Genomic DNA, 11,831 nt, shown 5'->3' with positions numbered 1-11,831 from the left:
AAGGAGCCCGATCGAGATGGCCTACGTCTGGAAGCCCGACGCCGACTACCTCCACAACTCCAACGTGGCGCGCCTGATGCGCACCCTGGGCGTCGACGACGTCGACGAGCTCCGCGCGGCGTCGGTCAAGGACACGGCGGCCTTCTGGGGCGCCGTGGTCGAGGACCTGGGCATCCCGTTCCACCGCCCCTTCGAGGCCGTGCTGGACGAGAGCCGTGGCATCAAGTGGCCCGAGTGGTTCGTCGGCGGCGGCCTCAACGCGACCCAGGCCTGCCTGCGGGCGTGGGTCGCCAGGACGCCCGACGCGGTCGCCGTCGTTCACGAGGCCGAGGACGGCACCGTCGCGCAGCTGACCTTCGCCGAGCTCGACGACCGGGTCGCCCGGCTCCGCGCCGGCCTGCGGGCACGTGGCATCGGCAAGGGCGACGCCGTGGCGATCTACCTGCCGATGACGACCGAGGCGGTCGTCGCGACGTACGCCGTCGCGAGCCTCGGTGCGATGCTCGTCCCGCTGTTCTCCGGCTTCGCCGCGCCGGCGATCGCCAGCCGTGTGCAGGACGCCGCGGCGAAGGCGGTCATCACGGCCGACGGCACGGTGCGCCGTCGCAAGCAGGCGGCGATGCTGCCCGCGCTGCGGACCGCGCTCGACGACTGCCCCACCGTGGAGACGGTCGTGGTCGTCGGCAACCTCGGGCCGGTCGAGCTCTCGGCGGGCGAGGTCGGCTGGGACGACCTGCTGGCGCACGACCCCGACCCCGTGGTCGAGCCGACGTCGGCGAGCGACGTCCTCCTCCTCGCCTACACGTCGGGGACGACCGGCAAGCCGAAGGGAGCCGTGCACACCCACGCGGGCTTCGTCACCAAGACGGCGTCCGAGGTCGCCTACGGATTCGAGATCGCGCCCGGTCGTACCTTCTGCTGGATCACCGACATGGGCTGGATCATGGGCCCGCTGTCGATCCTCGGGACCCACGCCAACGGCGGCACCCTCCTGCTCTACGAGGGCTCGCCCGACGTCCCGGACACCGGTCGGCTGTGGCAGCTGGTGGAGCGCCACGGGGTCTCGATGCTCGGCGTGAGCCCTACCCTCATCCGCACCCTGCGGGCCGCCGGCGACCTGCCGTCGCAGGACCTCGGCAGCGTGCGCGTGCTCGGGTCGACCGGTGAGCCGTGGGACCCCGAGTCCTACGAGTGGCTCGCCCGCGACGTCTTCGGCAGCCGGGTGCCGATCATCAACTTCTCCGGCGGCACCGAGGTCGGGGGCTCGTTCCTGTGCCCCTATCCGGTCGAGCAGATCCGCAGCTGCTCGCTCGGCGGCCCCGCGCTGGGCATGGACGTCGACGTCGTCGACGACCAGGCCCGGTCCGTGCGAGGCGAGATCGGCGAGCTGGTCTGCCGGCAGCCGTGGCCCTCGATGACGCGAGGCATCTGGAACGACGACGCGGAGGCGTCGCGCTACCACGAGGCGTACTGGTCGACCTTCGACGGGCTGTGGCGCCACGGCGACTTCGCCCTGGTGGACGACGCGGGCGACTGGTTCATCCTCGGCCGCTCGGACGACGTGATGAACGTCGCCGGCAAGCGGGTGGCCCCTGCGGAGATCGAGTCGGTCGTCGCCGTCGACGAGTCCGTCGCCGAGTCCGCGGTCGTCGGCATCCCCGACGACACCAAGGGCGAGGCGGTGTGGGTCTTCTACGTCGCCCGCGACGACGCCGACGACGAGCCGACCGTGGCCGGCCGGGTCCGGCGCCTCGTCGCCGACGGGGTCGGCAAGCCGTTCTCGCCGAGCCAGGTGGTCCGCGTCCAGAGGCTGCCGAAGACCCGTTCGGCGAAGATCCTGCGCCGAGCGATCCGTGCCGCGGTGCTGGACAAGGATCCGGGGGACCTGTCCGGTGCGGAGAACCCGCAGGCCGTCGGCGAGATCCGGGAGCTCGTGCAGGGCCTGCGATGACCTCGCGGGCCCTTCCCCGGGCGTCCCGGGCTCAGTCGCCCGGGACCTCGATCTCGGTCCGGTCCTCTACCTCCAGGACCGCGGAGGCGTACTCGTGCACGTGCCGCGTCATCCGTCGTACGGCGGCCGCAGCATCGCGCTTGCGGATCGCGTCGGTGATGCTGCGGTGCGCGCGCAACGTGGTCTTGCGTACCGAGGCGTCGATGAAGCCCTGGTTGTCGGTGGCGGCGTAGATGGCCCGCGACAGCGCCCCCATGAAGCCGGTCAGCAGCTCGTTGTGCGACGCGACCGCGACCGCGACGTGCCAGTCGACGTTGGCCTGCAGGAACTCCGCGAGCGTGCCCTCGGCCGCGATGGCGTCGTTGGCACGGTCGAGCGCCTCCAGGTCGGTATCGGTGCGGTATTTCGCGGCCAGCTGTGCGCACGCCGGCTCGACGGCCTCGCGGGTCTCGAGCAATGCCGCGAGCCGGACCTGCCGGCCGCGGATGAGCAGGCTCACGGTGCTCGCGATCGACTCCTCGCCCGGGCGCTGCACGAAGGCGCCGCCCGCCCGCCCGGTCCGGATCTGCACGAGCCCCTGCACCTCGAGGATCCGCAGGGCCTCGCGCACCGTCGTCCGGCTCATCCGGGTCTGCGCCACGAGCTCGCGCTCGGGCGGCAGGGCGGTCCCTTCGGGGAACTCGCCTCTCAGGATCCGTTCGCGGAGATCGTCGGCCAGGACGTCGGATGCCTTCGGGACCTGCATCGGCGTGAGCTGGACGGGGCGGCGGACGCTGCCGTTCGGGGCCGCCGCACTGGTGGAGTCAGTCATCTCATCCCGTTCCTTCGCGGCTCGAACCGCACCTTTGGTCGTACCCAAACTAACAGTCGACCCTCCCCGGCAGGGACATCGCGCGCAAGGGCGACTGGACGAACGCACAGTAGAAAGGCAGCGCCATGCAGTGGAAGTTCTCTGAGGAGCAGGACGCCTACCGGGAGGCCCTGCGCGGCTGGCTCGGCGACGTGGCGGGGTCGGAGCAGGTCCGGGCGTGGTGGGGGCTCGACGGCACCGCGCCCGACCACTCGGCCTTCGAGCAGCGGTTCGTCGCCGACGGCATGGCAGGTGTCGGCGTCCCCGAGGAGCTCGGTGGGCAGGGCGGTGGCCTGGTCGAGCTCGCCATCACTGCCGAGGAGCTCGCCCGGGTCGCGGCCCCCAGCTCCGCCTGGCTGGCGACCGTCCTGGCGCTCCCGGTGCTCGCAACGCGTCCCGACCTCGTCAAGGCGGCCCTCGACGGCGGCCACGCGGCGCTCGCGGTCGCCGCCGAGTCCGCGCCGGATGCGGCGCCCGCACTCGAGGTCGACGCCGACGGCCGCGTGAGCGGCGTCGTCCCGAGGGTGCTGGGCGCGGACCGCGCGGGCATCCTCGTGGTCCGCGTCGGCAGCGGTGCCGATGCGCACCTCCGGGTCGTCGAGACGTCCGGGCCGGGGGTGACCACCACGCCGCACCTCCTCCTCGACAGGTCGCGGTCGGTCGCCGACGTGCGGCTCTCCTCCGCCCCGTCGGACGTCCTCGACGGAGCCGACCCTGAGACCGTTCTCGCCCGGGCCACGGACGTGGCGGGCGTCCTCGCCGCGGCGGACGCGCTCGGCGCGATGCAGCGGATGCTCGACCTCGCTGTCGAGTACAGCGGGCAGCGCCAGCAGTTCGGGGTCCCCATCGGATCCTTCCAGGCCGTCAAGCACGCAGCCGCAACCATTCTCGTGGACGTCGAGGCGGGACGGTCCGGCGTCTACTACGCCGCTGCCAGCGTCGATGGTGGCTTCCCGGACTGCTCCCTCCACGCCGCCGCCGTGAAGGCGCAGGTCACGGCGGCGGCGGGACGCGCCGCGGACACAGCTCTGACCATGCACGGTGCCATCGGCTACACGTGGGAGCACGACCTCCACCTGCACTTCAAGCGCGCGCGGCTGGACGAGCAGCTCTTCGGGTCCGTGACGACGTGGAACGAGCGCATTGCGGATGGGCTGGAGCTCCTGCCCTCTTGACCTAGTTATTGGTCGTACCATTAGATATAGTCACGCCATAACGACTCCGGGGCGTACCCCGGACTGACCGACCAGGACGGGGCCCGCTGTGGATTTCGCGCTCACCGAGGACCAGCAGACGATCAAGAAGGCCGTGGCAGAGCTGGCCGCGAAGTTCGACGACCAGTACTGGTACGAGAAGGACTCGGCGAAGGAGTTCCCCACCGAGTTCTACAACGCCTTTGCCGAGGGCGGCTGGCTCGGCATCACCACGCCCGAGGAGTACGGCGGTCACGGCTTCGGCATCACCGAGGCCTCGATCCTCCTGGAGGAGGTCGCCGCGTCCGGTGCGGGCATGAACGGCGCCAGCTCGATGCACCTGTCGATCTTCGGGATGCACCCCGTGATCGTCCACGGGTCCGAGCAGATGAAGCAGGAGAACCTCCCGCGGATCGTCAACGGCGACCTGCACGTCTGCTTCGGCGTGACCGAGCCGGGCGCCGGCCTCGACACCACGCGCATCACGACGTTCGCGCGCCGCGACGGCTCCGACTACGTCGTCAACGGCCGCAAGGTCTGGATCTCGAAGGCCGTCGAGTCGGAGAAGATCCTGCTGCTGACCCGGACCGCCAGGTTCGAGGACTCCCCGAGGAAGACCGAGGGGCTCACCCTCTTCTTCACCGACCTGGACCGGGCGCACGTCGACATCCGCCCGATCCACAAGATGGGCCGCAACGCGGTCACGTCCAACGAGTTGTTCATCGACGACCTCCGCATCCCCGAGGAGCACCGCATCGGCGAGGAGGGGCAGGGTTTCAAGTACATCCTCGACGGCCTCAACCCCGAGCGGATGCTGGTGGCCGCAGAGGCGCTCGGCATCGGCCGCGCCGCGCTGCGCCGTGGTGTGCGCTACGGCAACGAGCGCGAGGTCTTCGGCCGCCCGATCGGCATGAACCAGGGCCTGCAGTTCCCGCTGGCCGACTCTCTCGCCCGGCTCGCCGCGGCCGAGCTGGTGCTCCGCAAGGCAACGTGGCTCTACGACAACGGCCTGCCCTGCGCGAAGGAGGCGAACATGGCGAAGTACCTCTGCGCCGACGCAGGCTTCGAGGCCGCCGATCGGGCCTTGCAGACGCACGGAGGCATGGGGTACTCCGAGGAGTACCACGTCGCCCGCTACTTCCGCGAGGCCCGGCTCACCCGGATCGCGCCCCTGTCGCAGGAGATGGTGCTCAACTACCTGGGCGAGCACGTGCTCGGCCTGCCGAGGAGCTACTGATGACCACGCCGTTCGACCTCACCGGCCGCAGCGCCCTGCTCACCGGCGCCGGCAACGGCATCGGCGCCGCCGTCGCCCGGGCCTACGCCCGGGCGGGCGCGGCGGTCATGGTGACCGACCTCGACAAGGACGCCGCCGCTGCCGTGGCTGCGGAGATCATCGCCGCCGGCGGCCGGGCCGAGTCGGCCGCGCTCGACGTGCGTGACGCCGAGGGCGCCGCCGCGGCGGCCGAGCAGGCCGCCGACCTGGCTGGCGGGACGCTGCACGTGGTCGTCAACAACGCGGGCGCGATCGCGCCCGCGATGTTCCCGAAGATGGACAAGGACGGTTTCGACTTCGTCGTCGGCGTGCACCTCGGCGGGACCTTCACGGTCAGCCAGGCCGCGCTGCCCTTCCTCGCCACGGACGGCACCGGCCGCATCATCAACGTCACCTCGGCGGCGGGCCTCGTCGGCACCATCGGCCAGGTCAACTACAGCGCTGCCAAGGCTGGGATCATCGGCGTCACCAAGTCGCTCGCCAAGGAGCTCGCCCGCAAGCAGATCACGGTCAACGCCGTGGCGCCGCTGGCGGCGACCACCATGACCGAGAACATCCGCAGCAACGAGAAGCTCGCGGAGATGACGCTGGCACGGATCCCGCTCGCACGGTGGGCGGAGCCGGACGAGATCGCGAGCACCTTCGTGTTCTTCGCCTCGGACGCGGCGTCGTACATCACCGGCCAGGTGCTGGCCGTCGACGGCGGGACGGTGATGTGAGATGGCACTGACCGGACGGGACGCCTGGATCGTCGAGGCGCTGCGGACCCCGATGGGGCGGGCGCACCCCGAGCGCGGCTGGTTCCGCGAGGTGCACCCGAACGCCATGCTCGGCGCGGTCTACACCGCCCTGCTGGAGTCGACGGGCATCGAGCCCGCCGACGTGGAGGACCTGGTCGTTGGCTGCACCGCCCCCTTCGGGGAGCAGTCGCGCAACGTCGCCCGCAACGCCTGGCTCCAGGCCGGCTACCCGCCCGAGGTGCCGGCCACCGTCCTCGACCGGCGCTGCGGGTCCGCCCAGACGGCCGTGGAGATGGCGGCGGCCCTCATCGCCTCCGGAACGCACGACGTGGTGCTCGCAGGCGGCGTCGAGAACATGGGCCACGTCCCGATGGACGCGGTCGTCCGGATCGAGGAGATGTACGGCGCCGCCTGGCCCGCAGAGCTCAAGGAGCTCTACGACTTCCCGACCATGGGCGAGAGCGCCGAGCGGATCGCCGAGCAGTGGGGCATCAGCCGGAGGGAGAACGACGAGTTCGCGGTCCGCTCGCACGCCCTCGCTGCCGCCGCCACCCAGGCCGGCCGCTTCGAGCGGGAGATCATCCCGATGGAGCTCGATGGCGCCGTCCGCACCAGCGACCAGAGCGTGCGGCCGGGGACCAGCCTGGAGAGCCTGGCCGAGCTCGCGACGATCTTCCGTCCGGAGACCGGTGTCGTGACGGCCGGGTCGTCGTCGCCGCTCACCGACGGTGCGGCCGGGGTGCTGCTCGCCTCGGACGACGCGGTCGAGCGGCACGGTCTCACGAAGCGCGCCCGGGTGCTCGACCAGACCACCGTGGGCGTCGACCCGCTCATCATGCTGACCGGCCCGATCCCCGCCACCCGCAAGCTCCTCGAGCGCAACGGCATGACCGTCGACGACATCGACCTGTTCGAGGTCAACGAGGCGTTCAGCCCGGTGGCGCTTGCGTGGGAGCGCGAGCTGAAGCCCGACATGGACCGGGTCAACGTCAACGGCGGCGCCATCGCCCTCGGCCACCCGGTGGGGGCGTCGGGCTCGCGCCTGTTCGCCACGCTGCTGGCCGAGATGGAGCGCCGCGACGTCGAGATCGGCCTCGTGACGATGTGCTGCGGCGGCGGACTCGGCACCGCGACGCTGGTCCAGCGGGCCTGAGGTCGTCGTGTTCGACGTCGCGGACTTCCTCGACCCCGGGGACGGGGTGTGGTGGAGCCAGGGCAGCGCGGAGCCCGAGCCCCTGGTCAACCAGGTGCTCGACGCGGTCGACCGGGTGGGTCCAATCCGCGCCTTCTCCGGGCTGACGTGGAACGAGCGCCTGTCCGGAGACCTCCCGGAGAAGCTGACGGTGGTGTCGTACGGCGGTCTGGGCCAGCTGCGCCTGCTCAGCAGGCACGGCCGCCTCGACGTCGTGCCCTGCCACTACTCCGCGATCCCGCGGATGTTCGCGACCGGCCAGCTGCCCAACGACGTCGGCCTCGTCCAAGTGTCACCGCCCGGGCCGGACGGCACGGTCACGCTCGGCACCGGTGTCGAGTACGTCGCCGACGCGCTCCGGCACACGCGCACCCTCATCGCCGAGATCAACCAGCAGATGCCGCGCACCGTCGGAGGCCCGACGCTGCCGCTGTCGGCGTTCGCCGCCGTGATCGAGACGGACCGTCCGCTGCCCGAGGCACCCGCCAAGCCCGCCGACGAGGTCGACCGCGCCATCGCAGCCAACGTGGCGAGCATCATCGAGGACGGGTCCACCATCCAGATCGGCGTCGGGTCGCTGCCGGCCGCGGTGCTCGAGGCCCTCGCCGGGCACTCCGACCTCGGCTTCCACAGCGGGATGCTCACCGACGGCGTGCTCACCCTCGCCGAGAAGGGCGTCATCACCGGCGCCCGCAAGGAGATCGACTCCGGCCTCATCGTGACCGGTGCGGCCCTGTGCAGCACCGACGGCTACCGCCAGCTCGGGGACCACGCGGTCCAGTTCCGCGCGGCGAGCTACACGCACGCTCCCGCGGTCCTGTCGCGCCTCGGCTCCCTGGTCTCGATCAACTCTGCGATCGAGGTCGACCTGCTCGGCCAGGTCGGGGCCGAGCTCGCGCGGGGCGTCCACATCGGAGCCGTCGGGGGCCAGGTCGACTTCAGCCGCGCGGCGTCGCTGACCGGGTCGCGCTCGATCATCGCGCTGCGCTCGACCGTCGGGGCCGGCGACCGGTCGCAGTCGACGATCGTCCCGGTCCTCGCAAGCGGCGTGGTCACGACCGCACGCGTGGACGTCGACGCGGTCGTCACCGAGCACGGCGTCGCCATGCTGACCGGCTGCACGGTGGCCGAGCGGGCGCTGCGGCTCATCGAGGTGGCCGATCCCGAGCACCGAGAACACCTCCAACGCAGCCTCGCAGAGCAGGAGAACCGATGACCAGCACGACCGTCTTCCCCAACAGCACCGCGGACGAGTCGCGGACCGTCCGGATCCGGGAGGTCGGACCCCGCGACGGCTTCCAGAACGAGCCGGAGACGATCGCGACCGCCGACAAGATCCGGCTGATCAACGCCCTGGGGCGGGCCGGCGTCAAGCGGATCGAGGTGGCCAGCTTCGTGCGCCCCGACGTCATCCCGCAGCTGTCCGACGGTGTCGAGGTCCTCCAGGGCATCGACGTCCCCGACGACGTGCAGCGAATGGTGCTGGTCCCCAACAGCAAGGGCCTGGACAACGCCCTCGCGCACCGCGACCTGTTCGAGGAGATCGCCCTCTTCGTCAGCGCCAGCGAGACGCACAACAAGCGCAACATCAACAGGACCGTCCAGGAGACCATGGATGACGTCCGCCAGATGGGCACGCGCATCGTGGCGGAAGGACTCGACTACGCCGCCGTCATCGCCACGTCCTTCGGGTGCCCGTTCGAGGGAGCCGTGCCGATGGACCGGGTGCTCGACCTGGCCGAGCAGTTCGCCGAGTCGGGGGCCACGGAGATCGGATTCGGCGACACGACCGGCATGTGCAACCCGGCGTACGCGCGGCGCTTCTTCGAGGCGGCCATCGGGCGCCTTCCCGGAGTCGAGGTCACCGCGCACTTCCACAACACCCGGGGCCAGGGCCTCGCCAACGCCTACGCCGCCCTCGAGGCCGGCTGCCGCAGCTTCGAGTCGAGCTTCGGCGAGCTCGGGGGCTGCCCCGTTCCTGCCGGCTCGACCGGCAACATCGCGACCGAGGACCTCGTGTCCATGTTCCACGAGATGGGCGTGGACACCGGGCTCGACCTCGAGCGGGTCATCGAGGCCGCGCGCGAGGCGCAGAGCACCCTCGGCCGCAAGCTCACCAGCCACTCGATCGTCGCCGGGCCGATCATCTGGTCCCCGGCCGTCTGACACACCACAAGGAGAAGAAGATGAGCAACCGCGTCGCACTGGTCACGGGTGGTGCCCAAGGCATCGGCAAGGGCATCGCCACCACGCTGGGACGGGACGGGTTCCGCGTGGCCGTCGCTGACCTCAACCTCGCGGTCGCCGAGGAGACCGCCAAGGAGATCAGCGCCGCCGGCGGTGAGGCCATCGCCGTGTCGATCGACGTCACCTCGACGGAGTCCGTCAAGGCCGCCGTCGCAACCGTCGAGGCCGAGCTCGGCCCGATCGAGGTCGTGGTCAACAACGCCGGCTGGGACGACTTCATGCCCTTCGTGAAGACCACCGAGGACTTCTGGGACAAGATCCTCGACATCAACTACAAGGGTGCGCTGCGCGTCATCCACACCGTCGTGCCGGGCATGATGGAGCGCGGCTTCGGCCGCGTCATCAACATCGGCTCCGACGCCGGCCGCGTCGGCTCCTCGATGGAGGCTGTCTACTCCGGTGCCAAGGGCGGCATCATCGCCTTCACCAAGACCCTCGCCCGCGAGGTCGCCCGCAAGGGCGTCACGGCCAACACGGTGTGCCCCGGCCCCACGGACACCCCGGCCCTGCGCAAGTTCGCCGACGGCGCCGGCGGCGGTGACGCCGAGAAGGTGATCGCCGGTATGACCTCCGCCGTCCCGATGAAGCGCCTGGGCACCCCGGAGGACATCGGCCCCGCCGTCTCCTTCTTCGCCTCCGACGGCGCGGGCTTCGTGACCGGCCAGACGCTGTCGGTCAGCGGCGGCCTCACGATGGCGTGAGGGCGGTGGACGTGGCGACGTGCAGGCGGCCGCGATGACAGGTGGAACCGACGTCGTCGACTGGACCCCGAGCGGCCAGTACGAGGACATCGTCTACGAGACCTCCCCCGAGGGGATCGCGCGGATCACGATCAACCGGCCGGAGGTCCACAACGCCTTCCGGCCGCAGACGCTGGTCGAGGTCGACCGGGCGCTGATGGTGGCGCGCGAGGACGAAGGGGTGGGGGCCATCATCCTCACCGGCGCCGGTGACCGGGCGTTCTGCTCCGGGGGAGACCAGCGGGTCCGCGGGGACAGCGGCTACCAGCTGGACGCGACCTCGACCGGCCGGTTCCACGTCACCGACCTGCACGTCGCCATGCGCCGGTGCCCGAAGCCGATCGTGGCGATGGTCGCCGGCTACGCCATCGGCGGCGGCCACGTCCTCCACCTCGTGTGCGACCTGACCATCGCCGCCGACAACGCGGTCTTCGGCCAGGTGGGGCCGAAGGTCGGCTCCTTCGACGGCGGCTACGGCTCCAGCATCCTCTCCGACCTCGTCGGGCCGAAGAAGGCCAAGGAGATCTGGTTCCTCTGTCGTCAGTACGACGCGCAGGAGGCGCTGGCGATGGGCCTGGTCAACACCGTGGTCCCGCTCGCCGCGCTCGAGGCCGAGACCGTCCGCTGGTGCCGGGAGATGCTCGCGCTCTCACCACGAGCCCTGCGGATGTCGAAGCTCAGCTTCCACGCTCACGAGGACGGCTACGCCGGCATCCAGCAGCTGGCCCACGACGCCAACCTCCTCTTCTACGGGACCGAGGAGGCCAGGGAGGGACGCGAGTCCTTCAAGGCCCGTCGTACCCCCGACTTCACCCGCTTCCCGCGCCGTCCCTGACGGCTGCACGACCCGAATCGAGGAACCATGACCGAGACCCCCGTCGTCACCTGGACCACCGAGTCGCCCGGCGTGATGGTCGTGACCATGGACCGGCCGCCCGCCAACGCGCTCGGCATCCCGCTGCTCGACGGGCTCCACGCCGCGATCGACGCAGCCGAGCAGGCGGGGGACGTCAAGGTCATGGTGATCACCTCGGCAAGGGACGGCTTCTTCGCTGCCGGCGCGGACATCAAGCACATGTCGACGATCGACGCGGATTCCTTCCTCGCCTACGGCGACAAGATGCGAGCCGTCAACGACCGTCTGGCCGCATCGCCGTGGCTGTCGGTCGCGGCGGTGGACGGCCTCGCCCTCGGCGGTGGGCTCGAGCTCGCGATGGCGTGCACCATGCGCGTCGCGGGTCCCCGGGCGCGGCTGGGGCTGCCGGAGGTCAAGCTTGGCCTCATCCCCGGCGCGGGCGGCACGCAGCGTCTCACGCAGCTCGTCGGCCGCGGCCGCGCGCTCGACATCATGCTGACCGCCCGCCAGGTCGGCGCCGAGGAGGCGCTGCAGATCGGGCTGGTCGACCGGCTGACCGACGAGGACGTGGTCAAGGCCGCGCTCGAGCTCGCCGGTGAGCTGGTGACCTCGTCGCTGCCCGCCCAGCTGGCGGTCGTGCGGACCGTCGACGCCGCCTTCGCGATGCCGCTGGCCGAGGGCATCGCCTACGAGCGCGACCAGGAGCAGGGCCTCTTCGAGGACGGCGAGGCCGCGGAGGGGATCGCCGCGTTCGTCGCGAAGCGGCCGCCGCGCTTCGCGTGAGCG

General features: G+C 71.3%; 11 protein-coding genes. 10 read left to right on the top strand and 1 reads right to left on the bottom strand.

Annotated features, from left to right (window positions below):
- Nucleotides 1-16: 16 nt before the first annotated feature.
- Complete coding sequence (locus NOCJ54_RS0104390; RefSeq protein WP_036516792.1) at nt 17-1,951, top strand: AMP-binding protein; 1,935 nt, start codon at nt 17-19, stop codon at nt 1,949-1,951.
- A 31-nt stretch (nt 1,952-1,982) separates the two neighbouring features.
- On the opposite strand, the gene NOCJ54_RS0104385 is transcribed toward NOCJ54_RS0104390, so the two are convergent.
- A complete protein-coding gene (locus NOCJ54_RS0104385) occupies nt 1,983-2,762 on the bottom strand; it encodes a FadR/GntR family transcriptional regulator (RefSeq protein WP_028654512.1) in 780 nt (259 codons plus the stop codon).
- Nucleotides 2,763-2,887: 125 nt separating this feature from the next.
- Here NOCJ54_RS0104385 and NOCJ54_RS0104380 point away from each other — a divergent pair, with 125 nt between their 5' ends.
- From NOCJ54_RS0104380 to NOCJ54_RS0104340, 9 genes are all read left to right on the top strand, one after another.
- Entirely contained in the window at nt 2,888-3,976 is a 1,089-nt protein-coding gene (locus NOCJ54_RS0104380; RefSeq protein WP_028654511.1) for an acyl-CoA dehydrogenase family protein, read from the top strand.
- A gap of 88 nt (nt 3,977-4,064) precedes the next feature.
- Nucleotides 4,065-5,231, top strand: coding sequence for an acyl-CoA dehydrogenase family protein (locus NOCJ54_RS0104375; protein ID WP_028654510.1), 1,167 nt, complete (start codon nt 4,065-4,067; stop codon nt 5,229-5,231).
- Complete coding sequence (locus NOCJ54_RS0104370; RefSeq protein WP_028654509.1) at nt 5,231-5,989, top strand: SDR family oxidoreductase; 759 nt, start codon at nt 5,231-5,233, stop codon at nt 5,987-5,989. The genes NOCJ54_RS0104375 and NOCJ54_RS0104370 overlap by 1 nt, the downstream gene beginning before the upstream one ends.
- Nucleotide 5,990: 1 nt before the next feature.
- Entirely contained in the window at nt 5,991-7,163 is a 1,173-nt protein-coding gene (locus tag NOCJ54_RS0104365) for a thiolase family protein (protein WP_028654508.1), read from the top strand.
- Nucleotides 7,164-7,170: 7 nt separating this feature from the next.
- Complete coding sequence (locus NOCJ54_RS0104360; protein ID WP_028654507.1) at nt 7,171-8,418, top strand: acetyl-CoA hydrolase/transferase family protein; 1,248 nt, start codon at nt 7,171-7,173, stop codon at nt 8,416-8,418.
- Complete coding sequence (locus NOCJ54_RS0104355; protein ID WP_051485466.1) at nt 8,415-9,368, top strand: hydroxymethylglutaryl-CoA lyase; 954 nt, start codon at nt 8,415-8,417, stop codon at nt 9,366-9,368. Before NOCJ54_RS0104360 ends, NOCJ54_RS0104355 begins: the two co-directional genes overlap by 4 nt.
- Before the next feature lie 20 nt (nt 9,369-9,388).
- A complete protein-coding gene (locus NOCJ54_RS0104350) occupies nt 9,389-10,150 on the top strand; it encodes an SDR family NAD(P)-dependent oxidoreductase (protein ID WP_028654505.1) in 762 nt (253 codons plus the stop codon).
- 34 nt (nt 10,151-10,184) lie between these two features.
- Nucleotides 10,185-11,024, top strand: a complete 840-nt coding sequence (menB, locus tag NOCJ54_RS0104345; RefSeq protein ID WP_028654504.1) for a 1,4-dihydroxy-2-naphthoyl-CoA synthase — start codon at nt 10,185-10,187, stop codon at nt 11,022-11,024.
- Between the two features lie 27 nt (nt 11,025-11,051).
- The gene (locus NOCJ54_RS0104340) at nt 11,052-11,828 is read left to right on the top strand and encodes an enoyl-CoA hydratase/isomerase family protein (RefSeq protein WP_028654503.1); all 777 of its coding nucleotides are present in this window, start codon (nt 11,052-11,054) and stop codon (nt 11,826-11,828) included.
- The last annotated feature ends 3 nt before the right edge of the window (nt 11,829-11,831 follow it).

Origin of the sequence: Nocardioides sp. J54 (assembly GCF_000519005.1) — a bacterium.
Classification (GTDB): domain Bacteria; phylum Actinomycetota; class Actinomycetes; order Propionibacteriales; family Nocardioidaceae; genus Nocardioides.
Note: the sequence above shows the minus strand (reverse complement) of the source record. Positions and strands in the feature narration are given on the sequence as shown.